Here is a 24,548-nt window from a genome sequence, read left to right as displayed (position 1 = left end):
GGTTTTTTTGTACGGTTTATCGATTTTATTTGGGTTTTTAAAAATTTTTTGATTAAATTTAATAAAAATTGTAGCCGTATGATTTCAGAAAAATTAAAAAAAGGACACCTGCTTATTGCCGAGCCTTCTATAATTGGGGATTTATCTTTTAATAGATCGGTAATTTTATTAGCAGACCATAACAAGGAAGGATCAATAGGTTTTATCATTAATAAACCGTTAAAATACACTATTAATGACTTAATTCCTGAAATTGATGCCAATTTCAAAATATACAATGGCGGACCTGTAGAACAGGACAACCTCTATTTCATTCACAATATTCCTGAATTAATCCCAAACAGTGTTGAGATTTCGAATGGTATCTATTGGGGAGGTGATTTTGAATCGACTAAAGACCTAATAAATAACGGATCTATTCACAAAAACAACATTCGTTTTTTCTTAGGATACACAGGTTGGGATGAAAATCAACTTGAGAATGAAATGCAGGGAAACTCCTGGATTATAACCGATAACAGTTATAAAAACAAAATTATTGGAAAATCTACCACTCATTTTTGGAAAGAGCAAATTATAGAGCTTGGAGGTGATTATCTTATTTGGTCAAATGCACCAGAGAATCCATATCTGAATTAATTTTGAGATATGGATTCGTTTAGCTTTTGGACTAACAAATGAGCCAAATTAGCTGTAAATTCCTTTTTTCGGTATTTTGTTATCGACTGTATTCCTGTGATTACATTTGTCAGAAATAATTCATCTGCTTTTTGAAGATCAAAAGGTGAAATTATTTCTTCAGACACTTCTATCCCTTCCATCCTCTTTGCCAAAGCTAAAATTTGCTTACGCATAACACCATTTAAACAACCTTCTGAAACTGGTGGAGTAATTAGTTTTTTCCCCGTAACCATAAATAAATTCCCTTGTAATACCTCAACCACATTCTTCGTATCATTAAGTAAAATACAGTTTTCTAAGCCATTTTCGTGAGCAAAAATACTTCCGGTAACATTTATCAGCTTATTAGTTGTTTTTACAGACGATAACAACTGTTTTGTTACATAGAAATCTTTATACAAATCTACTTCATATGAAACGGTATTTAATGCATACAAAGCATTTTCTAAAGGTGTGGCATGAATTAAATAAGAGACTTCATTTGTTTTTGGCAAATACAACCCTCCATCGTTTCTAAAAACAGTTATTCTGGCTCTTGCAGATGATGAAATCTCTTTTTGTTTTACCAGATTTAAAATCTGCTCCTCAAAATATTCCATTGTGAAATTCATTGGAATTTCCATACGAACAACCCGCATAGAAGCCATTAACCTAAAATAATGATCTTCAAGAAACAGGATTTTACCGTTAACTATTTTTAGTGTTTCAAAAACACCATCACCATACAAAAAAGCACGATTTTGAGTTAACACATTTTTCTGCTCTAATACATTTCCGTTAAAATTGATCATAAAAAAACCCTGAATTTTGTTCAGGGCAAATATAAGGCATAAAATAGACTTTTACTAAACAGAACCTATAAGATGTTTCAGATCTGAAATTTGATTCTCCCACAATTGCTTAGCTTCCCCTACTTCTTCTTTTTCAGCAAAATCAATTACCATTAATGACACATCTTTGGTTAATTCATCAACCAATATATGCAGTTCAAAGAAATATTCTGTGTCTTTACTTGCCTCATCGACCCATTTAAATTTTACTTTTTCGCCGGTTTTTTTAGAAGCAAGTCGTGCTTTTTCCTGTGAATCATTCCAGATAAAAGTAAAAAACTCACCTCTTGAATTTACATTGTCGGCAAACCATTCAGACAAACCTGACGGTGTTGATATATATTGATATAATAGTTGTGGCGAAGAATTGATAGGAAACTCTATTTCGTAACGTATTTTTGAATCCATGTGTTGCTTTAAATTTTTTCGAAATATAAGAATATATGTCCGAAAACAATGCATTTTTAAAAATATTTTTTTTTCTTCATTTTATGCTTGTCATTTTTAATATAATTTTTATATTTGCACCCGCAATGAGGAACTCGGTTCGCATGCGATTCTGGCGAGGTAGCTCAGTTGGTTAGAGCGCAGGATTCATAACCCTGAGGTCACGGGTTCAACTCCCGTCCTCGCTACAAAAGGCAAAACCCTTAAACAGAAATGTTTAAGGGTTTTTTATTGCTTTTTGTATTAAAAACTACGACTTTAATTAGCTCAAACTTATTTCTAAATAGGGAAAAGTTGTTAAAAGTTACTCCCAAAACTATTCCGGATTTTTGCATTATTCGATAAGGAAGTATTTATAAAGTGAGACATTATTAGCTGCTATTTTGAATTATTCCCGCCTTTTACATTTTATTTGCTTTTTTATACTAATTTTCGGCTCCAACTTCTAAAATTTTTATCCAATAACACTCCTATTCTATAAAATTTACTTCACTTCACTCCTAAATCATTGAATACTAAATACCAAAAACAAACTTCAAACAACCTCTTAACAAAATAATTAACTTTTGCCGCTTCATTTCAGGCAGGCTGACGAACCATCATACTAATAAGTGAACTAGCTAAAATTACTTGCGAAAAACTTACCAGCCCTTTTGCTGTTACCTTATTAGAATATGCAACGCACTACATGTTCTATCTACAGCCCAGATTTTCATCCGAAACACTTCTTCAGAGAACAATATTATTTTTAACCGCATTGTAATGCCTGCTTTTGGGAAACAATTTAAGTAGGCACTCGATGAAAACTAACGTTGGGAGCGGGAACGATCATTATCTTTATTCGAGCATCCTTCTTTTCTGTTCATTAAACTCTTCTTGAGTTAAAATTCCTTTTTCAAGTAAGTTATGTAACTTTTCTAAGTCATTTGCTAAATTTGATTTAGTTTCATTGTCTGAACTTTCTAACTCTTTTAAAATTGGTTTTGTAGTTTGTTTGTTTAACAATCTTTTTAATTCTGAATATAAATTTGGAATATTTTTACTTTGTTTTATAGAAATATCACATTCATTTCCGTTATTATTTACTATTAATGTCAAATGATTTTCTTTTCTTCTTTTTCCACCGATAGCAGCACCAGCTAATAAGCCAATTCCACCTGTCAAAATTCCTCCAATAATTGCTCCAGTAGCTGCTTTTCCTGCAGACCTGTAAGACTCTTGATTTAGTCCAACTTCTATGATGTCATCTGGCTTAATAATCTTTTTCACTGATGTAAACCCTGTCAGTATTTTAAATTCGACTTCATTTTCTCTGAATTGAATTATAACAGGCTTGTCACCCCTACTAATATCAGGAAACCCCATTTCATATTTTTCCGAAAATCTTGGATACTTAAGTGAATCTTTTAGTGAGTCTAAAAATCCCATTTTTATTTGTTTTTAAAGTTAATTTTTATTTTAAGAAGAACGTTCTTCATGACGTTTTTGTAATATGACACACAACTTGTATATGCCAAAACAAACATTGATATATCCGCTGCGATTAAGGCAGACTGGCGTAATTTGTTTCGTTTGAATGTTATCAAAAATAACAAAAAAAGATTACAAACGACCAAAAGAATAATTGGTTGTTTCTTCCCTATTCAATAAAACTAAACTCCATAAAAAGAGTTATTTAAAGTCGAAAGACATTTAAGGAGTTTGGAATTTACATGGACATTAAAAATATTATGCAAAGTCGGACACATTTGTAAAGTGTTTGGTGAGAAAAACTTCGGAGAGCCAGCGTCGCTTTTCATAAATAACTCTTTTAGAGCGAGGCAATTTTACATATTTAGTTTGCTTTACTTTACGGGCACAGAATGCTATTCTTAACTAACGTTATACAGACCTGCGCAAACGGATTGTATATTCCAAGTCATCTTTTCTAATATTCCTCCACAGTTACGAAACAAATGAGTTAAATATGATCAATATATTAACAACTGAAGATGAACATAATGCTCTGACTTAATAAAGCCTAATTAAAATAACAGCATAACCTTGCTTTCCATGTTGTACTTATTTATTTAAACTTGTAGCATAATTTTCTTTTACAATTATATCCAGTGGGATAAAATGAGTAGGATTTAATTTTTTTTCATGCAGAATGATTTTTTTGTAGAGATAACTTATTCCTGTATACCCCTGCTCTTCCGGTTTTTGATTAATTAAAAAATCAATTATACCGGAATTCAAATAGGTTATATTTTCTTTTAAAAGATCATAACCTATTATTCTAATCCCTTTTATGTTTTGCTGTTCTAAAAACTGTGCTACAATGTAGGCACGTGAATTGGGTATGAATATACTGCTGATGTTTTTAAACATTTCCAAAGTAAGCTGATTGACATCAGGATCTTTAACCGTAATTTCAGAAAAATTAAAATTGGTCAGTTCTGAATGCTCTTCAAAAAAAGTATAAAATCCTTTTATACGCTGTAAATAAACCGAAGTACTATCAATTTCTTTTGCTATTTTAACAATAAGCACATTCCGTTCATTTTTTACAGCAAAACTAATGAGCCGGCCCGCTAAATATCCACTTTTAAAAGCATCCTGACCAATATAAAAATGAGATATATCGTTATTAATATCCGAATCAATCATTACAACCGGTGTATTTTTATTTTTATAGTGTTCTAAAAACAAGAGTGATTCTTCATGGAAAATAGGCGAAAAAAGCAATCCTTCACATTCAAAATCTAACACCTTCGAAAACATTGCCTGAAATGACTCACTATCAAAGTCGTACAGAAAGTAATATAGTTCAATACCAAATTTTCCAAATTCTTCACCCGCCTTTTTAACTCCCGTTAACTGACTCTCCCAATATTCCAATTTCTCAGGCTTTGGTAAAAAAACAGCAATTCTGGATTTTTTATTCGAGGCTAAATTACTTGCAAAAATATTTCGTTTAAAACCATGTTTTTTAATAATGGCATTTACCTTATCAATATTCTCCTGTGATACCTGTCCACGATTGTGAATGATTCTGTCAACTGTTCCCGGAGAAACATTTGCAAGTTCTGCTATTTTTTTTATTGTTATGATATTCTTACGCTTTAAGTTAAATAATTTAAGAAAGTTCCAAAAATAATTTTTTTTATTGAAAAGTTGCATTTTTTATTTAAGTTTTTATATACATTTGCAAATCACGTGTGCGTACACGAAAATTATAACAGTATGATTACGAAATAAAAGCATTTTTGGAAACATTTGTTTTTATGCCTATTCAAAATGAATTAAAAATATTTCAATTCATTTTTAGAATTAAATCCGTGTACGCACACGTAAAAATAAAGATATGTCAAAAAAAATAAAACTAAAAACGTTCACAGTATACAAAAAAATAAAAAGTAAGTAATCAAAATAAAATAATTAAAATGAATTCGATATTTAACCTAGAAGGAAAAATAGCGCTAATTACAGGCGGTGCAGGTGTATTGGGAAGCAACATGGCTCAGGTTTTAGCTAACCAGGGGGTAACTACAGGAATTTTGGGATTATCAATTGAAGAAGCACAAGTTACTGTTGCAGAAATAGAAAAAAATGGAGGAAAAGCATTTGCTGTAAAAGGAAATGTTTTAAATCAGGAAGAACTTGAAGCGATACGAGATCGTATTATTGAGAAATATGGCCGTTTGGATATTTTAATCAATGCTGCCGGAGGAAATATGCCAGGAGCTACAATTGGACCAAATCAGGCGATTTATGATTTAAAGAAAGATCATTTACAAAAAGTACTTGACCTTAATATCATTGGAACAATTTTGCCTACCCAAGTATTTTCAGAACTTTTTGCAAAACAAAAAAGTGGTGTAATCATCAATATTTCATCTGCATCTGCAGAGCGTCCTTTAACAAGAGTAGTTGGTTATTCAGCTTCAAAAGCTGCTATTGATAACTTTACAAAATGGATGTCTGTTGAATTAGCTTCTAAATATGGAGAAGGAATTCGGGTAAATGCTATTGCTCCGGGATTTTTTATTGGAGAACAAAACAGAGCTTTATTACTGACTCCGGAAGGTGAACTAACTCCAAGAGGTATTAAAATAATTGACCATACTCCAATGGGACGTTTTGGGATTCCTGAAGACCTGGATGGTGTATTGCTTTTCTTATGCAGCGATATGTCTAAATTTGTAACGGGAACAATAATTAAAGTTGATGGAGGTTTTGGAGCTTCAAGTATTTAAATAATCGAAAATTTGATAGTCCTAAAGGTAAAATAACTAATAAATAAAGTGATTGCTGATTTTTGATTTCAGATTTGTGATTTCAGATTTGTGATTTCAGATTTGTGTTGATAAAATAGATGATATTGACGATTTTACGAAATTCTTTACATCTTAAATCTAAAAATTTTTAAATTAAAACAAAAAATATAAAATTATGGAACAAACATGGAGATGGTACGGTCCAAATGACCCTGTACAATTAGCTGATGCCAGACAAGCCGGTGCAACCGGAATTGTAACTGCTTTACACCACATTAAAAATGGACAGGTGTGGGAAGTCGAAGAAATTATGAAACGAAAAAATGAAGTTGAAGCTGCAGGAATGACTTTTTCAGTTGTAGAAAGTATTCCTGTGCATGAAGACATCAAAAAACAATCGGGAGATTATTTAAAATACATAGAAAACTACAAGCAAAGCATCAAAAATCTTGCATCATGTGGCGTTCATATCGTTTGCTATAATTTCATGCCTGTATTAGACTGGTCAAGAACCGATTTGTCATACGAAATGCCGGATGGTTCAAAAGCATTACGTTTTGACATCAATGAATTTGCTGCTTTTGAATTGTTTATTTTAAAACGTCCGGGTGCAGAAAACACTTATACTGAAGCACAGCAAGTAAAAGCGAAAGCAACTTTTGAAAAGTTATCTGATGCAGATAAAGTAAAATTACAGCAAAATATCATCGCCGGTTTGCCTGGTGCCGAGGAGTCGTATAGTGTTGAAGATTTCCTAAAAGTACTTCAGAGTTACGATGGCATCGATGCTGCTAAATTAAAAGAAAACCTATATTATTTCCTACGTGAAATTGTACCTGTAGCCGAAAGTGTAGGGGTAAAAATGGCTATTCATCCTGACGATCCTCCTTATCCAATTTTAGGATTACCAAGAGTTGTGAGTACAGAAGCTGATTTAGTACAATTACTAAATGCTATTGATTCGCCTTCTAATGGATTTTGCATGTGTACAGGATCTTATGGCGTAATTGCCCAAAATGATTTATCAGGAATGATTGATCGTAATGGAGAGAAAATGAATTTTATCCACCTGAGAAGCACACAACGCGACGAAGAAGGTAATTTTTACGAGGCCAACCATTTAGAAGGAAATGTTGACATGTATGAAGTGGTGAAATCTATTGTAAAAATGGAAAAACAAACCGGAAGGATTATTCCAATGCGCCCTGATCACGGACACCAAATGTTAGACGATTTAAAGAAAAAAACAAATCCCGGATATTCAGGAATAGGCCGCTTAAGAGGTCTGGCTGAATTACGCGGACTAGAATTAGGGATTAAAAGAAGTTTATAATAATGATATTCCACCTTCACATTTTTGCAAACAAATTGGTGCAAGGTGGAGTTTTTCAACAGTCATAGCATGCAACAAAGCTTTATAACCGAGGACTTTCTATTACACAATGATACAGCAAAGAAGCTCTATCATGACTTTGCTAAAATGCAGCCCATTTATGATTATCATTCACATTTGTCTCCAAAAGATATTGTCGAAGACCGTCAGTTCGAAAACATTACCCAACTTTGGATAGAGGGAGATCATTACAAATGGCGTGCGATGCGTGCCAATGGTATCGATGAAAAATATATTACCGGAGACGCTTCTGATTTTGAAAAATTTGAAAAATACGCTCAGACATTGCCAAATACATTAAGAAATCCTTTATATCACTGGACACATTTGGAATTGCAGGGCTATTTTGGGATAAATGAATTACTCAATGGCGCATCTGCGCAAAGAATATATGATACCTGTAATGAATTATTGAAGAAACCTGAATTTAGCGTCCGTAATTTATTGCATAAAATGAATGTAAAAATGGTAGGCACTACAGACGATCCTACAGATAATTTACAGTATCATAAACAATTAAAAGACGAAAGATTTAAAATTGCGGTATTACCTACTTTCCGTCCTGATAAAGCAACTGAAATTGAAAAAGGCCAGGCATTTACTGACTGGATCAAAAAATTAGAAGCAACTGTGCATTATACTGTAAATACATTTGCTGATTTATTAAAAGCTCTTGAAGAACGACATTCCTTTTTTCATGAAGCCGGCTGTAGAATATCAGATCACGGACATGAAAACTATTATGCGGCAGACTATACTGAGTCTGATGTTAATCAAATATTTCAAAAAGGTCTAAATAATGAAACCTTACTACCAAGGGAAATTTACCAATATAAATCTGCTGTTCTGCATAAAATTGCTGTCATGAACGCAAAGAAATCATGGGTACAACAATTTCACGTAGGGGCTATTCGAAACAACAACACCAAAATGATGCAATTATTAGGTCCGGATCATGGATTTGACTCTATTGGCGATCAGATTATGGCTCAAAATATGAGTCGTTTTTTTGGTCGTTTAACTAAAGAAAATGCATTAGCTAAAACAATTGTTTATAACCTAAATCCTCGCGACAGTGAAATGATTGCTTCAATGGCAGCAAACTTTAATGATGGCTCAACTCCCGGTAAAATGCAGTACGGAGCAGCCTGGTGGTTCTTAGACCAAAAAGATGGAATGCAAAAACAATTGGACGTTCTTTCTAATTTTGGGTTATTAAGCCATTTTGTGGGTATGCTTACAGACTCAAGAAGTTTTCTTTCTTTTCCGAGACATGAATATTTCAGACGCATTTTATGCAATGTTTTGGGTGAGGAAGTCGAAAAAGCAGAATTACCAAACGACATAGCGTTAATTGGTGGTTTAGTCCGTAAAATATGCAGTGAGAATGCTGTTGTGTATTTTGGTTTTGACCAGAAGTAGATAAATTATTTTAGCACCGTTTATTATAAAACGGTGCTATTTTCATTTTACACTTAATTGCAATGAGCAACCCTTGGATTATTAGTCGAACTACATTGAAATAAGTATCTTGATTGTGGATATAATGCAACAGGATTATCAGTGACAACCAAAGGTGACAATGCCTGCCCGTTATATCCTGGCATTGTAACTTGTACTGCTGACCCATTACCCAAAGCTACATTTTTAGCATTCGCATTTCCGTTAAAACTATAATCAATCATAGCGTCCAAAAGTCGGTAAACACCGTAATAATCGTAAGCATCATAAGATGACTGTGTATTTGGCAAATTATGCTCTGCAGTATAAGTAAAAGAAGGTAGCACACTTTTCTTTATTAAAATAAAATCTTTTTCTGAATTGGCAATGTTTATATTTTTAAAAATATCTATAGCAAGACGGTGATCATTTGTTGTATCATCATCATAAACTTCTGTAATCAACTTTGTATTGGCAGGAAAATCGAGCAACTGACTGTCTGATAACTGGTATGCATACCATTGCGCCATTGCAAAAATAAATCTGCCGTTTTCACCCCAGCCTTCATCAATAAATGCTCTGTGTGCCAGTGAAAATGATGCACCTCCACCAAAAGAATGCCCCATGAACCCTACTTTTTTTGTATCAATGATCTCTGGGTAATCTGTTACTGCTTTTTTAAAACTCTGCCATAAAGTATTGTATCTCTCATCAATCGTTACTCCGGTGGTTGGATAAGGTGCAAATACTACTACATATCCTTTTTTGGCAATAAATTCGTAAAGTCCAATATTGTAAGCACTTTCTTCTCCTCCATAGGGATGAGAATAAAAAATAACAGGTTTGGGCGAAGTAATTCCTTGTGGATAAAAGATTTGAACATTTTTACCTTCATAGGCTGGACTTGCAAAAGAAATTTTTGCAACAGAAAAAGTTCCGTCTGCTCCATATCCTGAAGCTGGCCGTGAGATAGGTCCGGCAAGATCATCATCAACATACGGGGGATCAGATTTTTCTGTGTTTGCATCATTGGAACATGATGTTAGTACCAATGTAAATAGAATCATTTTCAGGATATACTTCATAACTAATATAATTAAATGTTAAAAATTAGACTGTATTTAGGGATAAAAGGTTTAATCACATTTATTTTTTTTTATTTTAATGATTCCTTATAAAACTTAAACACTTATTAAAATACGAAAATAAAATAAATGGAGTAATTTTACACCTTGTACCCAACTACAAGACATCCAATCTTATTTGAACCAATTGATTGTCTTTTGTATTGGAATTAGTTCTATTAAATCCTAATTTTGTACTGGCAAACAGAGCAATATTTTCTTTATATTAAAATGAAAGATAGCAGACGTTTAGAATAGCTTTGAAAACTAAGTAATTTACAGCAACATGGATATAGTCAAATTTAAAATCACATCAAAAACGATAAAAGTAGAAGTACGCAATTCGAATAATTATGTTTTTAATTTTAATACGGCTTTAGAAATTGCTAAAGAAGACAAGGATGTTTTATTAAAACTATACAATGCCTTAGATATTCTTTTTAAGAAAGAAACTCCCAGCGAAATAAAAAACTATATCTCACCAAACCAAACCAATATCCTGGATCAGATTTCTGCCGTAGACAATTTAGAAGAGGAGCAATAAAGTTCTAAATTGGAACAACTTTTCGACCTTACCGGCATTTAAAAGTATTTTATTTATTTTTGTACAGATACAAATTTCACTAAATGAAACGTTCCGGCACAGCAGATCTTCCCTTACATTATGGACATGTTCCATTATGGCTTGCCGAACGAATGTCTAAACTTGGTTTTGCAATTGTAGAAACGATTGCCATGGAATTTTCCACTTCAGAAGTAATAAGCAAATTAAGCAATCCGTTTTGGTTTCAAAGTTTTGGCGCTGTGATGGGAATGGACTGGCATTCATCCGGAATTACAACTTCAGTACTTGGAGCCTTAAAAAAGTCGGTAAACCCACATTCGAAAGAATTAGGTATATACATTTGTGGCGGCAAAGGCAAACATTCCATGTTAACACCACAGGAGCTTTTATCTGTTGGTGAAAAAACAGGTCTTGACGGCAATAATCTTGCGAATTGCAGCAGGCTTGCCGCCAAAGTTGACAATACAGCCATTCAGGACGGATTTCAATTGTACCAGCATAATTTTATTGTGGACAATAAAGGGCAATGGGCCGTTATTCAACAGGGAATGAATCCCAACTCTAAAACAGCGAGAAGATACCATTGGCATTCGCAAGATTTAAAGTCTTTTATAAATGAACCGCACACTTTTATTTATGGCGAAAATCAGGGTACTATCTTAAATCTTACAGCTCATGCAGCGACCAAATCCAGAGAAGGTATTTTGGAATTATCGAAAGAATCTCCAGCAAAAATCATGAAGGAGATGCAGTACCTTTCTATGCCTGCACATCATGATGTCAGGATGGAGGATGTTAATATGAAAAGGCTCGGCTCAATGCTCTGGACAACTCATGAGAATAAACCGGAAGATTTTGAAGAACTGCTGCTTTTAAAAGGAATGGGGCCAAGAGCTTTACAATCATTAGCATTGGTTAGTGAAATCATTTACGGCACTCCTACCCGATTTGAAGATCCGGCACGTTTTTCATTCGCCCATGGTGGAAAAGACGGACATCCGTTTCCTGTTCCGGTAAAAATATACGATGAAACAATTGATACTTTGCAAAGAGCTATTAATCGTGCTAAAATAGGCAATAGCGATAAAATACAAGCGATTCAAAAATTGTCCGAAATATCAAGAAAGGCTGAAGAAAGTTTTACACCAAACTCCAATTTTGATGCACTAATTCAAAGAGAAAGAGACGAATCGCACCAATATGGAGGAAGAACTGTTTTTGGAGATACTAAACCACCTAAAAACAAGCCTATTCATCCAAATAATCAACTGGAATTGTTTTAAACTGATTAGATAGCGGGATTTAATTTTACGTCAATTATTACTTTCCTGAAATCAATTTTTCAATTTCACCAAAAGAAATAACCGGATTTGCGCCAGTCGATGCAGCAACTAATGCCCCAACAGCACAAGCAAAATCAATAGAGTCCTGAGGCAGTTTTCCTGTAAGCAAAGAAGTTATTAATGATGCTAAAAATGAATCTCCTGCGCCTACTGTATCGGCAACCTGAACCAGATAACCGTCGTTTTTATACAATTTTCCTTCCCATAAGAACAAAGCCCCATCTTTTCCTTTTGTTACACAAATAGATGATGTATTTGTTCTGGAAGCTATAAACTCAATATTATCTTCGAGTGTTGTAAAAGGAGAGTGCAAAGCTCTAGCAATTTCAAGAATTTCATCATCATTGAATTTGATAAAATTGGCAGACTTCATTAATCTTTCAAGAATTTCATATGAATAATGTGGCTTTCTTAAATTAACATCAAATACTTTATAAATTCTGTGTTGCAATAATATTTCTAAAGATTTTCGGGATACTTCATCCCTGCAAACCAAACTTCCGTAAATTAAAACATCTGAATTGTTTACCAAATTTTGACCCAAATCGTTTATTTCGATTTTATCCCAGGCTGCCGGGTAATGAATATCATAAGTTGCAGAACCATTTTTATCCAGAGTTACGTTTACCAAACCTGTTGGAAACGTTTCCGATTGCAATATTACATCCGTCCCCACCCCTAATATTTTTACTTCATTAAGAATAGCAACTCCATCTTCATCATTTCCCACACTGCTTATCACGGTGACCTCACACCCCAGGCTTTTCATTCGCAAAGCCACATTTAATGGTGCTCCGCCAATCTTTTTTTCGTTATCAAAAACATCCCAAAGAATTTCTCCGAAGGCTGCGACTTTAAGTTTTTTGTTATTACTCATTTATATTTTTTTCTAAAATTACAATTTAAAGTAAAAACAATCAACCTTATAGCAAATCTACAAACAAATTAGCTATCTGTATTCTACAAAAAAAGGGAATATTCGTTATCCGAATATTCCCTTTTAATATTACAATTTAGCTTATTTCACTAAAACTTTTACTGTTTTTGTACCTTCTTCAGATTGTGCTTTTACAATATAAACACCACTCTTAACAGATAAACTTACATCTTCACTAGTTGCAGTAGATTTAACCAGTGCACCTGTTATACTATACACACTAACTTTAGCAGCTGCAGTTACATTTGCAACATTGATTTTTCCATCTGCACCAAATATAGTTACTTTAGAATCTGCTTGAAAATTATTAGTTGAAAGTGTTGCTCCAGAAACTTCAATCTTATAAACTGCAAAAGAACTATCCCCATAAATATAAACCAAACCAGAATTTGTAACATTAACGGTAACTACATTAGATAAATTAGCAGTTACGTCATTAGTAACTGAACCGCTTCCATAAAGAGCCGCTCCATCTGACACATAAAGAGTACGTGTTGTAGGTACTGTACCATTAGTAGGTATCGCTGTTGTATGTTTTATCCAAGCTTTAACTGTACATGGACCACTTACATTGAAAGAAAAATAACGAATAGTAGGCAAAAAAGTCCCTGTTGCCGCTGCACTTGAACCTCCAGTACTTGCTCTATTTGCACCAACATATCCATCAGAAAAAGTTTGGCTATTCCCTGATATAGCAGCAAAAGCTGAAGCACCAACAGCAGTATGTCCATATAAATTCAAACCACCAACGTTTATAGTATTTGGTGAAGTTCCTGCAGTACTACCCGAAGCGCTTGTAAGAACCCCTGCAGTAGGAAACGCTGGACTTGGAACTGTAACGGTACCACTAACAGTATTGTCGCTAAAATTCCAAGTTGTAGTTTGTGCATTAATAGATCCTACTGAAAAAAGCAAAACAGCAGTTAAATAAAGTAATTTTCTTTTCATAATTTATGGTTTTAATAGTTTAATAATCACAATTGTAATCGATTTTCTAAGTTAATATTTTTTTATTAAAATGTAAAAAAATATGTGTTTATTTTAAAATTTTTATTATACAATCCATTTCATACATCCTGGCAGGAAAAGAATAAACCTAAAACAAAAAAAGCATGCCTAAAATAATAGGCATGCTTTAAATAAATTGAAACTTGAAATTAATGTGTAATAACTTTCACAGATTTTTGACCATCTTCAGCTTTAACAACCACAATCCAAATACCATTTTGGAATTCAAAATCAACATCCTGAGTTGTTTTGAATGTTTTTACCTTAGCTCCTGTAATACTGTAAACAGCCACAGCCGTTTCTGATTTTACATTTGAAATTGCAATTCTGTTTTTATATCCAACAACCTTAACAGCAGAAGTTGGCGTATTATCTTTAACCCCTAAACTTTCATTAGCAATTAATTGTGGTAAAGGATCCCAATTATCGCTTCCTTTTGTAAAATTAAAAGTTGTAATAGCTGTACCATCATTTAATATAGGTGCTGCTAATTTAGTAGACCATGCAGCACGACTTGTACTATTGTTTACCCCTGAGTTTTCTATAGTTCCGTATTCATACATTTTTACAGATTCTCCGCTCAATGAATTATTCCAGCCTGCAGGTACAATTAAAGAAAGATTTTCACTACTTGGATAATTAGATGTTTCAATCGTAGTATTATAAAAAACAACTTCACTTGTATTAGCAGCCCAAGGACGACCAAAATAACCTGGTTTTGCACGATAAGCTGAAGCTGTTTCTATTCCAGGGGTGGCTGTTGTAACTTTACATTCGTACATTAAATAGCCTCTTCCGGTACTTTGTTGAGGAGCTGTAATATAAGCCTGATCGCTACTTACATCACTTGTATTCATTGACAAATCAGTTTTATAAAAAACAGCATTCATTCCACCAAAAATATAATCTACAGCCCCCATCATAGCGCCTTTATATACTACTACTCTGGCACCGGTTCCTCCATAAAATGAATCCTGACGACCTATCACTCTACATTTATTCAATATTACTTTATCAACATTGTTAAGAATTGAGATAGCAGCTGCTCTTTCTACAAAGCTTCTGTTCTGAACAGCAGTATTTCCAATATCTGTTGGGCGAAGTCCTTTATTTCCTACTGCCCACATTTCAACCACATCTTCGGATTCTTTTTTAGAAATGTACTGATTAAAAGAGTTCTCAAAAATAATATCATTTGCTTCAAAACCGTTAGCATTTATCACTATAGTCGCATTCCAATAAGATCCATTAGTAGTTCCGGAACCTGCATTAGCATAAGATAAATAACCATTTTCTTTGTTTACTTTTAAAACATCTTCATGCCATTTTTGATCTGATGACATACTGTAATAGCTATATCCATGACCATAATATGAAGTAACCCTAACCGAAGAACTTCCAATATCAACCCCTTTATTTAATAATTCTATCGTTGGATTAGATGCCGCATTTTTTAATGTTACATTCGCCTGATTTATTACTAACATTTCTTCATAGTTTCCCGGATCAATCATAACTGTAACACGATCTGAAGCGGTACGCGGCATTTTCGCAATAGCATCTAATGCTGCATTTATGGTTTTGTATGTTTTGTCAGTTCCTACAGTAATTGTAGAAACATAAGGTATACTGCCACCAATTTTAATTTCAGTAATATAAGTTGTTAATGCTGAACCGCCCATAGTAATGGTTACATATCCAGATGTACTTCCCGGGTATGTATATTCTACTTTTTCTACATTTGCTGTACTGTTAGTTGCAGTTGTAATTGCTGTACCTCCATCAATAGAGAAATTAGCCGTGTAATAATATGAAACTGTAATTTTATCTCCAACATTTACCGGAACCTGAATAGTACCACCGGTTTTTGCTAATAAATGACCTGAAGAAACACTGTTAGAAATAGTCGCAGCAGTTCCTCCAAACACCATCCCTTTGTATGCAGTAGTAGAAGTTGTTATTGTTTTATCATCAAAAGACCAAACAGAAACCGGTTTGAATGCTAAAACTTTTGTAACTGCTGAACCATTCACTGTTAAATTAGAAACCAAACCAAGCTCAACTGAATAAGCATCTAAGCCAGTATAGCTAACTGCATATGTACCATTACGCAAAGAAATACCGGTTGTTGAGTTAAAATTATAAACATATCCACTTTCGTTTAAGTTGGTAAAAGTTAATTTTAGATTACTTAATTGCGTAACATCTAAACCCGTGGCATTTATAGTTACACCATAAACAGGTTTTGCTGTAAATGCAACATTTGCTGAAGTAGCACCTGTAATATTTACAACGTTTGATAAAATTTCATAATCATTAACTCCCTGACCTGAAACAACATATTGTGTATTTGCTTCCAAATCTACGCTATAAGTCGCATTAGCGGTATTAATTACAGGTTTAGGAATATACACTTTATTAGCAGAAGCATCTGGAGTATATGTTAAACTTAATTTTGAAATATCTGTTCCCAATCCTGTGATTGAACCACTTACTGTATATAAATCTACTTTTAAAATCGCAATATCATAAGTCGTAGTTGCATCTGAAACAGCTAAGTATTCGCCATTACTAATAATATAACCATTGGCATTAAGCAAAGTCATTTTGTAAGTAAAACCTTTAGGAAGGCTCACATTATAAGTACCATTAGTAACAGGAGCCGTCCATGATTTTCCTGCCGTATTTGTAAATACTACAGAATATCCATTAGGAATGTCTGCTGCTTGTGAAACATCTAGATTTCCTGTTATTGCAGCATAAGAAGCTGGTTTTCTATAAATTCGGTAATAATTCCCTTTACCTCCCAAACAAGTTATTGTAAAGTTTCCAGCTTGTTTTGCCTGAAATTTTGCAAGTGTAACACTAGTACCTGACGTTACTAATGGAATCAACTCTGTTTGGGTATTTGTTGTAGTATTAACAACTGTTAAGTTATTACTTGAAGCAGCTGATTCTATACTTGCAACAACCGTTACTTCATCATCTTCATTTAATGTTAGAGTAAAAAAACGTGTTGTAGCACTCGCACTACCATTACAATAATATCTTGCAGTATAATTAGCGTCTGTTGTCCCTAAATTACCTGTTGCATATCTTGTAATAGCTGTATTCGTTGTATACAATCTGTCATTATTGCCTGTTTTAAGTGTTAGTGCTCCAGAAGTTAGTGTCAAAGCTGTTGAGCCACTTAGAACGTTAGCAGAACTTGCTGTCCCTTGCACAATTGTTGCACTATAGGTATACCAAGTGTTAATATCAGTGGCAGTCAATTTATTATTATACAAATTAACATCCAATGTTGCGCCTCCAAAATCCCAAACATCTGTTTTTTGAGCATGGATATACGATACTGAAAGCAATATCGTAAAAAAGAGTAATCGTAATTTTGTTTTCATAAGTGGTATTAATTGGTTAGTAAAATTTTAATTTTTAATCTTTATTTTTAGAATTCGTTGGATGCCATTAATAACCTAACTAATCCAACGAATTATCTTTATTCTCATTTCATCCAAATTAAGTTTTCTTAACAAGATATCTTCTACTAAAAAAGGCATGCGCAAATGTTTAAATTCAGCATGCCTTTTATAATTAACAAATAAGTTTTTTATTTAATCCAACGTGGATCTCCTACTTTATTGTCTTTTAAGGTTTGATTACTAATTGTAAAGTCACCAGCAGACGCATTAGTAAAACCCGGATTTAAAGCCGTACCTGCTGCATTTGCAGAATTAAGCGTAGCTGCATTATAATAGTTATTATTTAAATATGTCGGTGCAACAGTTGCAGAGTTATTAGTAAATCTGGCAACAGTTTCAGCAAAAATACAATTACGTATTGTAGTGGCATTTGAAGCAAAACGAACATAAATAATATTATAACCACTTGCAGCAATTGTATTGGTAACACCATACAAAGTACAACTATCAATTAAAATATTTGATGTAAGACCTGTACCAGTACCAGATCCTGTACCAGCATCTTCACGAATAAAAGCTCTTGCGGTCGCACAATTATTAAAAGTACTAGTTTTTAAAGCAATTAATCCAACATAAGATGCTCTAAAATCAATAAAATCTCCTGTTGCACCTACAATACCAACATTTGTTACAATAGAATTTTCAACTGTTATTGATTCAATCTTAGCGTTTACAGCTGTAGCCGCTCCTACTAATGTTTTATCATAACCATGAATTGCACAACCATTAATCAACAAGTTACCATAAGTTGAAGAACCTGTATAATCAACAAGTTGAGGCTTAAGAGCAGCTGTATTAGTATTACCAGATAAATCCAGATCAATCAAACTCACATTAGAAGACCCTGACGGAAGTATAAAAGCAACATTTAATTTTGGTTTGTCATAACTTCTTAAACCACGTAAAGTAGCAGCCCCAGCCGGAAGAGTAATATTTACCCCCTGAGAGGTATAATCTCCGGGTTCAAATACATATTCAGTATAACCGCCAGCTTCAATAATAGCTTTAATATCATCCGAAGTAGTAAGCAAAATTGCTCCTGCAGCTAAATCATAAGCCGTTTGGAAAGTTTTAGCTCCTCTTTTCTTGGCACCGTTGTATAAAGTTGCCTGATAATTTACTTCTGCAGTTAATCCTTCAATAGTTGCGATACCAGCAGCTTTTTCCTGAGCTGTAATTACATGTGTTATGTCACCAGGAGTTAAAACTATGTTAGTTACATTAATGCCCGGAGTCCATCTTAAAGTAACCTTTTTTGCCTGAATGTCACCATCCTGAAATGGTAAAAATGATTCTTCTGATAATGTAGTAGCAGTTGTCACAGTCCATTTAGAATCTTCCAACCCCGTTGTTACAGCTTTCACTCTTATAGAATAAAGTGTTTCACCTTCTAAAGCCACAGTTACCGGCAAATCCTCAGCTGTAACTTCTACAGTTTTGAAGATAGTCGTAAAGTTTGGATCATCTGCACTAAATTCTACAACATAATGATCCGCTTGTGCATTTGCAGTCCAATTCAACTCAACTGATGTTTGATTTCTAACTTTTGCTGTAACGTCTACAGGTGAAAACACTCTTGTATTTCCAAGTTCGTCAATTAAAGCATCATTTAAACTATCACAACTGGCTGCTAGTACTACAAGCAAAAAAGAAGCAATTAGTCCTTTAATTATATTTTTTACTTTCATAATTATATCTGTTTATGATTTTTATTTTCTAATGAGCTATTAATATCCGTAATCGTTTACTAACTGATTGTTACTCGTCTCAATAAATACTTTCCAGATTGGCCAAAATTGTCTATTATCTGGATTAACTCCAGCTTTATAAACAGAAGCAATTTTAGCGTCGTCTAATTTAGTCCAGATAGCTGCAGTATAATCAACACCAGGGTTAACATTTTCACCACGATTCAAACCATATATTATTAACGAAACATTGTCTGCGGCATATTTATAGTATAAGGTAGATGGCACATCTGCATAAGCACCTGTACGAGCTTTCAAATCTGTCATTTTTACTTTTGCTTCATCCATTTTAGTTTTTAGCAAATTCCAACGAATTAAAGCTTGTTTACGCTCCATTTCTCCAGTGAACTCATACTTGTTTTCTTCAATAAGAGCATTAAACATCGATTGTTTGTCTGTCAAAGCATTTACGTAAGCATCTACTTTTGTAGCATGATTTGTCGAAGCAAAAGCTCTTCTTCTAACTTCTTTTAAATATGGAGCAGCAGCAGTTGGTCCTTCTAATTCGTTTGCAGCTTCGGCAGCAATTAAAAGAACTTCTGCATAGCGCATGTATATTTTATTTACACCATCATCATTTGTAGAAGTAACAAAACGTTTCATCCACTCATAACGATACTTACCGAAGTACCAGGTATCTAATGCATTTAACTCTTGCTTTGCAACGTTATTAACAGCAGTTCCCCATTTGTAAGGTACACAAGTTACATCTCTACGGGTATCGGCCAAATCATAATCATAAAAAACATAAGGTAATGGACCTGCTACTCCTCCACGTCCAGCACCATTTGCATGCCATTGATCATTTGTAGTATGTTTTACAGCAAACGTAAATAACATACGCCCGCGTCCATCAGAAAAAGGAAGTTCCCAAAGAGATTCTCCTCCAGATGTAACTACTTCCTGATTGTATTTTTTCCAAAAACCTTCAAAAGTAGTTTCCAATTTTGCTGAACCACTTTCAATCACTTCACGTGACTCTTTTAAAGCTAAAGCATACATATTTGCAACAGATAATTCCGGATCTGTACTTCTTCTGATACCATCAGGATATTGTTGGTACCCACTAGCTACCATCGCTAAACGAGCACGAAACCCTTTTACGAAAGCTTTGTTTACGTGTTCTACTGTATTAGTGTATGTAGTTGCATTTGGCCAAGCAACCAAAGTAGCAGCTTCTCCTAAATCTGCAATTAATTGTTTATAAATTACATCTCTACTTGTTTTAGGTAAATACAGTGTTTCACTAGTAATTGGTTCAAAACGAGCAGGGACATCTCCCCAGGCTTTCAATAAATCAGCATAATAAATTGCTCTTAGAGTCAAAGCCTCTCCTAATAATTGCCCCATTTGCGTATCAGGTAATGGATTACCATATCTACGTAAACCACGAATACAAATGTTAGCACGCTCAATTCCTGAGAACATCATAGCATAAGCGTTGTTTGCGGTATTCATTTCAGTATTTTCAGGTTTCGCATCGTAGACACATAAATCTGCTTTAACATCTCCAGAAGTAGATGCAGTATACCATTCGATATCAGTATTTAAACCATAATATGGTAAAAAACGACCTCTATAAGAATTAGTTTCAGCAAAAGGCACTTTTATCCCATCTATAGCTGCTTCAGCAAGTCCTGCAGTAGAAAAAAGCACAGACTCATCAATGGTCGATTGTGCAGGAGCATCTAAATAATCCTCTTCAAATTGTTGACAAGAACTGAATAAACCAGAAATAATCAATCCTGCTATTATTATTTTATGTTTCATTTTGTAGTAATTTAAAATTAGAAATTAAGATTCATTCCAAAAATCATTTGTCTGCTTCTTGGATAAGGACTTGAATCAACTCCAGGTGTCATTGGGTTTTTTCTTTTTGTTGAAACCTCAGGATCAGAACCTGAATAGTTTGTCCAAACAAAAACATTACTTGCTGTTAAATAAAATCTCAATTTAGAAAGTCCAATTTTAGAAGTTACCGTTTCAGGAGTAGTATACCCTAATGTTAAAGTATTTAATCTTAAAAATGATGCGTCTTCAACAGCCCAATCTGTAAATATTGCTTTGCTCATAAATGGAGACCACATCGACGTGTTCTCGTTTAATGCTGCTAATGCGGTTGGATCAGTTACTAATTGTCCTGTAGACGGATCTAAATTGGTCCATCTTTTTCCGTCTGCCATAACAGTACTTAAATTTTTGTATTCACCAGCTGTACCAGGAAGCGATGTTGAAAATTCAATTTTATCAGCATTGTAGACTTCATTACCGATACTCCAGTTAAATGCTGCCATTAAATCAAATCCATAAGCATTCCCGTTTATTACAAAACCTCCTGTACTTTTAGGATTAGAATTTCCAATAACAGATAAATCACTTGCATCTACTTTTCCATCACCTGTTACATCTTTCAATTTCATATCTCCTGGCTGAACAGTAGTCTCTGACCCAACAAGTCCTTTAGAATCAGTCACACCACTTTTCAACACATATTTACCTGCAACAAAATCAAAGTCTGAAACTTCGTATCTGCCATCATTTTTATAACCATACATATTTCCTATAGAAGACCCAACAGTCATTTGATAGTCACCAGTTATAGTAGATGTCCATGCTGAATTTTGTGTGAACCCGAATTCACTTAATGGACCTAGAGAGTTAATACGATTTTTATTTACTCCAACATTAAATGAAAAATTCAATCCGTATTTCGCTTTTTCTATAGCTACAATATTTAAAGTAGCTTCAATCCCTGTATTTTGAATCTCACCTATATTGCGATATTGAGACACATATCCTGTACCTGGTGTTAAGAAATTCATCAACAAGTCGGTTGTTACATTCTTGTATACATCTACATTACCATTCAGGCGGTTTTTGAAAAATCCAAAATCCAAACCAACGTTTTGTGTAACGGTAGTTTCCCATTTTAATTCAGGATTTGCCATTACTGTTGAAGCCGCTGTTACGTTTTGAACACCATTAATCCAAGTTGTATTTGAAGACTGGTAAGTTTGTACCATTTGCCCAACCGGAATATTGTTATTACCTGCCTCTCCGTAACTTGCTCTTACTTTAAGAAGATCTATCCATGAAACATCTTTCAGGAAACTTTCCTCAGAGATTTTCCAAGCTGCTGCTGCTGCCGGGAAATAACCCCAACGGTTATTTCCTAAAAATTTACTAGATCCATCAGCACGGAATGTAGCTGTTAAAAAATAACGGTCTTTGTAGTCGTAAACAGCATTACCAAAAAACGAGAACAATTTATCATCCGGGTTATAAAAATTATCTACAGATTGAGGAGTAGCTTTTGTTGTCAACCTTCTTGATAAATCAAAATCAAAAAATGATGGAAAACCATGCAATGTAGTTGTAACTGTATTTTTTGAAGATGTAATCGTTTCTTGCCCTAATAAAGCCGTTAAATGATGACTATCACCCAATACCTTTTTAAAATCGTACGACAATACATTTGCATTTCTAAAACCTTCTTGTTTTTCATCCCCCATAATTAAAGCAGGCAAGCCTTGTAAGGTAGCAGCAGGAGTATTTTTAACATAATATGTAGTTCTTCCGTAAAAACGATAATCTAAATAATTGTAGTTATCCAATCCTAAATCTACTTTTAATTTTAAATTATCTACAATTTTCCAAGAAATACTACCTAACATATTGAAGTTCTTACGAAACTGTTGACGATCGTTATCATAAACAGATGTTATTGGATTAACCAATACATCCGAACCATCTCCAATTCCATCATCAACAGATGTTAAGCCTGAAACCGGAATTGGCGCATAACCAACAATCGAACGCATACGAGAATCAGTAGAAGATTTTTCTGTTTGCTCGTTTACACCTCCACCATTAATTTCAGTATCTGAGTAACGTGCCGTAAATGCAAGTTCTACTTTATCATTTACTTTACTTTTTAACGCCAAAGATAAGTTGTCTCTTTTATAATCAGAACCAATCATAATTGCCTTTTCATCAAAGTGCGTATAGTTAAAGTTGTAGTTTAACATTTCAGTCCCGCCTCTAATTCCTAAATCGCGGCTTTGTACTTCACCTTTACGTCCGAAGATTTGTTTTTGCCAATCATTACCTTTAAGACCTTTGTACATATCGGCATCTTGCCAGTTTCCAAAATATTTGGTATATGAACTTGGGTTAGTCAAATTTGTATCATCTGATTGATTTAGCAAAGCATATTCATATTGTAATTTCACATAATCTTCAGGAGACAAAACATCAATTTGATTTGCCATCGTTTTCAATCCATAAAACATGTTGAAATTCACTGCGATTTTACCGTCCTTACCACTTTTGGTGGTAATAATAATTACACCGTTAGCCCCTCTAGAACCATAAATTGCTGTTGCAGAAGCATCTTTCAAAATTGTCATAGACTCAATATTAGATGCAGCAACATCACTCATACTAGCTACAGGAAATCCATCTACAATAATTAATGGAGACGTGCTTTGAGTAAGTGAACTACCTCCACGTACTCTAATTTGAATTTCTGCATCAGGAGAACCTTCTGTCGAAGTAACTTGTACCCCCGCAATTCGACCTGTTAAGGCTTCAGCAACGTTTGCAACCGGAACTTTTTTCAAATCATTACCTGAAATAGAAGCAACCGCACCTGTTAAATCAGTTTTCTTAACTGAGCTATAACCTACTACCACAACTTCATTCAATGAATTTGCTTCTTCTGCCAAAACAATGTTAATTGTTTTTTTGCCAGACGCAGCAACTGACTGAGTTGTAAAACCTATAAAAGAAAATTCTACAATTGCTTTTGAACTTGAAAGTTTCAATTTGTATTTTCCATCAAAATCAGTTGAAACCCCATTTTTTGTACCTTTTTCCAAAACGTTAACCCCTGGCAAGGTTAAACCTGAAGCATCTTTTACAACACCTTCAACTGTTACCTCTTGTGCGTTTGCCTTATTACTGGCAAGCAAGCATAATAAGAAAACAAATGCAAAACAGCACTTTATTCCTTTATTAAATAAATCTTTCAAATTCATAGTGTAGTGTTTAGTTAAATTATTAATGTTTATAAAGTTTATTTATGGTTTTTTAAATCACACTTTACTTCTAAAATATTTTAAAAATATAATTTTTAGTTAAAAACTAATTTTCAATTTATTTCCGCAACCCCTGAAAACAAACAAAAAATAGATATTTTAAAATATTGAAAAGCAATGTGTAATCGATTACACAAACATAAAAAAAAATTCTATATAAAAAATTAAATTTCACAAAATAATCATAAAAAAAAT

At 33.8% G+C, this 24,548-nt stretch carries 17 protein-coding genes and 1 tRNA gene; 7 read left to right on the top strand and 11 right to left on the bottom strand.

The features are described 5' to 3' along the window. The first annotated feature begins 78 nt into the window (after nucleotides 1–78). Nucleotides 79–639: a YqgE/AlgH family protein gene (locus BXU10_RS02060; RefSeq protein ID WP_031456995.1), complete on the top strand. Its 561-nt coding sequence runs from the start codon at nucleotides 79–81 to the stop codon at nucleotides 637–639. On the opposite strand, the gene BXU10_RS02055 is transcribed toward BXU10_RS02060, so the two are convergent. Both BXU10_RS02055 and BXU10_RS02050 read right to left on the bottom strand, forming a co-directional pair. Beyond that, entirely contained in the window at nucleotides 636–1,472 is an 837-nt protein-coding gene (locus tag BXU10_RS02055; protein WP_078225901.1) for an aminotransferase class IV, read from the bottom strand. The two genes, BXU10_RS02060 and BXU10_RS02055, sit on opposite strands and share 4 nt — an antisense overlap. A 54-nt stretch (nucleotides 1,473–1,526) precedes the next feature. Continuing rightward, nucleotides 1,527–1,919 (bottom strand): START-like domain-containing protein, encoded by a 393-nt coding sequence (locus BXU10_RS02050; protein WP_007804463.1) that lies wholly within the window; start codon nucleotides 1,917–1,919, stop codon nucleotides 1,527–1,529. Nucleotides 1,920–2,072: 153 nt separating this feature from the next. Here BXU10_RS02050 and BXU10_RS02045 point away from each other — a divergent pair. Beyond that, nucleotides 2,073–2,146 (top strand) — tRNA-Met (locus BXU10_RS02045). A 649-nt stretch (nucleotides 2,147–2,795) separates the two neighbouring features. On the opposite strand, the gene BXU10_RS02040 is transcribed toward BXU10_RS02045, so the two are convergent. Then, nucleotides 2,796–3,386: an SHOCT domain-containing protein gene (locus tag BXU10_RS02040; protein WP_078225900.1), complete on the bottom strand. Its 591-nt coding sequence runs from the start codon at nucleotides 3,384–3,386 to the stop codon at nucleotides 2,796–2,798. 633 nt (nucleotides 3,387–4,019) lie between these two features. Next, the gene (locus BXU10_RS02035) at nucleotides 4,020–5,120 is read right to left on the bottom strand and encodes a substrate-binding domain-containing protein (protein WP_078225899.1); all 1,101 of its coding nucleotides are present in this window, start codon (nucleotides 5,118–5,120) and stop codon (nucleotides 4,020–4,022) included. A 263-nt stretch (nucleotides 5,121–5,383) separates the two neighbouring features. On the opposite strand from BXU10_RS02035, the gene BXU10_RS02030 reads away from it, so the two are divergent. From BXU10_RS02030 to uxaC, 3 genes are all read left to right on the top strand, one after another. Then, nucleotides 5,384–6,196 carry an SDR family oxidoreductase gene (locus tag BXU10_RS02030; protein WP_078225898.1) on the top strand — a complete coding sequence of 271 codons (813 nt, stop codon included), beginning with the start codon at nucleotides 5,384–5,386 and terminating at the stop codon, nucleotides 6,194–6,196. Between the two features lie 196 nt (nucleotides 6,197–6,392). Continuing rightward, entirely contained in the window at nucleotides 6,393–7,550 is a 1,158-nt protein-coding gene (gene uxuA, locus BXU10_RS02025; RefSeq protein ID WP_078225897.1) for a mannonate dehydratase, read from the top strand. A gap of 69 nt (nucleotides 7,551–7,619) precedes the next feature. Continuing rightward, nucleotides 7,620–9,032: a glucuronate isomerase gene (uxaC, locus tag BXU10_RS02020; RefSeq protein WP_078225896.1), complete on the top strand. Its 1,413-nt coding sequence runs from the start codon at nucleotides 7,620–7,622 to the stop codon at nucleotides 9,030–9,032. A gap of 53 nt (nucleotides 9,033–9,085) precedes the next feature. Here the strand turns inward: uxaC and BXU10_RS02015 are convergent, their stop codons facing one another. Next, nucleotides 9,086–10,135 (bottom strand): alpha/beta hydrolase, encoded by a 1,050-nt coding sequence (locus tag BXU10_RS02015; protein ID WP_078225895.1) that lies wholly within the window; start codon nucleotides 10,133–10,135, stop codon nucleotides 9,086–9,088. 325 nt (nucleotides 10,136–10,460) lie between these two features. Here BXU10_RS02015 and BXU10_RS02010 point away from each other — a divergent pair, with 325 nt between their 5' ends. Continuing rightward, nucleotides 10,461–10,718: a hypothetical protein gene (locus BXU10_RS02010; RefSeq protein WP_078225894.1), complete on the top strand. Its 258-nt coding sequence runs from the start codon at nucleotides 10,461–10,463 to the stop codon at nucleotides 10,716–10,718. A gap of 83 nt (nucleotides 10,719–10,801) precedes the next feature. Continuing rightward, nucleotides 10,802–12,022 carry a DUF763 domain-containing protein gene (locus BXU10_RS02005; RefSeq protein WP_078225893.1) on the top strand — a complete coding sequence of 407 codons (1,221 nt, stop codon included), beginning with the start codon at nucleotides 10,802–10,804 and terminating at the stop codon, nucleotides 12,020–12,022. 37 nt (nucleotides 12,023–12,059) lie between these two features. Here BXU10_RS02005 and BXU10_RS02000 read toward each other — a convergent pair whose 3' ends face one another. The 6 genes from BXU10_RS02000 to BXU10_RS01975 all read right to left on the bottom strand — a co-directional run bounded on the left by BXU10_RS02000 (nucleotide 12,060) and on the right by BXU10_RS01975 (nucleotide 24,293). Further along, nucleotides 12,060–12,959 carry a carbohydrate kinase family protein gene (locus BXU10_RS02000; RefSeq protein WP_078225892.1) on the bottom strand — a complete coding sequence of 300 codons (900 nt, stop codon included), beginning with the start codon at nucleotides 12,957–12,959 and terminating at the stop codon, nucleotides 12,060–12,062. 141 nt (nucleotides 12,960–13,100) lie between these two features. Then, nucleotides 13,101–13,967: a T9SS type A sorting domain-containing protein gene (locus BXU10_RS01995; RefSeq protein ID WP_078225891.1), complete on the bottom strand. Its 867-nt coding sequence runs from the start codon at nucleotides 13,965–13,967 to the stop codon at nucleotides 13,101–13,103. A gap of 209 nt (nucleotides 13,968–14,176) precedes the next feature. Next, nucleotides 14,177–17,425 carry a pectinesterase family protein gene (locus tag BXU10_RS01990; protein ID WP_078225890.1) on the bottom strand — a complete coding sequence of 1,083 codons (3,249 nt, stop codon included), beginning with the start codon at nucleotides 17,423–17,425 and terminating at the stop codon, nucleotides 14,177–14,179. Between the two features lie 209 nt (nucleotides 17,426–17,634). Beyond that, entirely contained in the window at nucleotides 17,635–19,194 is a 1,560-nt protein-coding gene (locus BXU10_RS01985) for a DUF5123 domain-containing protein (protein ID WP_223255372.1), read from the bottom strand. 39 nt (nucleotides 19,195–19,233) lie between these two features. Beyond that, nucleotides 19,234–21,024 carry a RagB/SusD family nutrient uptake outer membrane protein gene (locus BXU10_RS01980; protein ID WP_078225888.1) on the bottom strand — a complete coding sequence of 597 codons (1,791 nt, stop codon included), beginning with the start codon at nucleotides 21,022–21,024 and terminating at the stop codon, nucleotides 19,234–19,236. A gap of 17 nt (nucleotides 21,025–21,041) precedes the next feature. Then, complete coding sequence (locus BXU10_RS01975; RefSeq protein ID WP_078225887.1) at nucleotides 21,042–24,293, bottom strand: TonB-dependent receptor; 3,252 nt, start codon at nucleotides 24,291–24,293, stop codon at nucleotides 21,042–21,044. Nucleotides 24,294–24,548: the final 255 nt, after the last annotated feature.

The sequence above is a fragment of the Flavobacterium sp. LM4 genome, assembly GCF_002017935.1.
GTDB lineage: Bacteria > Bacteroidota > Bacteroidia > Flavobacteriales > Flavobacteriaceae > Flavobacterium > Flavobacterium chungangense.
This window is presented reverse-complemented; position numbering and strand designations above follow the sequence as displayed.

Bases quoted from the DNA above. Each gene is read 5' to 3' on its own strand.
- BXU10_RS02060 (WP_031456995.1), top strand. From the start codon at position 79: ATGATTTCAGAAAAATTAAAAAAAGGACACCTGCTTATTGCCGAGCCT.
- BXU10_RS02055 (WP_078225901.1), bottom strand. From the start codon at position 1,472: ATGATCAATTTTAACGGAAATGTATTAGAGCAGAAAAATGTGTTAACT.
- BXU10_RS02050 (WP_007804463.1), bottom strand. From the start codon at position 1,919: ATGGATTCAAAAATACGTTACGAAATAGAGTTTCCTATCAATTCTTCG.
- BXU10_RS02040 (WP_078225900.1), bottom strand. From the start codon at position 3,386: ATGGGATTTTTAGACTCACTAAAAGATTCACTTAAGTATCCAAGATTT.
- BXU10_RS02035 (WP_078225899.1), bottom strand. From the start codon at position 5,120: ATGCAACTTTTCAATAAAAAAAATTATTTTTGGAACTTTCTTAAATTA.
- BXU10_RS02030 (WP_078225898.1), top strand. From the start codon at position 5,384: ATGAATTCGATATTTAACCTAGAAGGAAAAATAGCGCTAATTACAGGC.
- uxuA (WP_078225897.1), top strand. From the start codon at position 6,393: ATGGAACAAACATGGAGATGGTACGGTCCAAATGACCCTGTACAATTA.
- uxaC (WP_078225896.1), top strand. From the start codon at position 7,620: ATGCAACAAAGCTTTATAACCGAGGACTTTCTATTACACAATGATACA.
- BXU10_RS02015 (WP_078225895.1), bottom strand. From the start codon at position 10,135: ATGAAGTATATCCTGAAAATGATTCTATTTACATTGGTACTAACATCA.
- BXU10_RS02010 (WP_078225894.1), top strand. From the start codon at position 10,461: ATGGATATAGTCAAATTTAAAATCACATCAAAAACGATAAAAGTAGAA.
- BXU10_RS02005 (WP_078225893.1), top strand. From the start codon at position 10,802: ATGAAACGTTCCGGCACAGCAGATCTTCCCTTACATTATGGACATGTT.
- BXU10_RS02000 (WP_078225892.1), bottom strand. From the start codon at position 12,959: ATGAGTAATAACAAAAAACTTAAAGTCGCAGCCTTCGGAGAAATTCTT.
- BXU10_RS01995 (WP_078225891.1), bottom strand. From the start codon at position 13,967: ATGAAAAGAAAATTACTTTATTTAACTGCTGTTTTGCTTTTTTCAGTA.
- BXU10_RS01990 (WP_078225890.1), bottom strand. From the start codon at position 17,425: ATGAAAACAAAATTACGATTACTCTTTTTTACGATATTGCTTTCAGTA.
- BXU10_RS01985 (WP_223255372.1), bottom strand. From the start codon at position 19,194: ATGAAAGTAAAAAATATAATTAAAGGACTAATTGCTTCTTTTTTGCTT.
- BXU10_RS01980 (WP_078225888.1), bottom strand. From the start codon at position 21,024: ATGAAACATAAAATAATAATAGCAGGATTGATTATTTCTGGTTTATTC.
- BXU10_RS01975 (WP_078225887.1), bottom strand. From the start codon at position 24,293: ATGAATTTGAAAGATTTATTTAATAAAGGAATAAAGTGCTGTTTTGCA.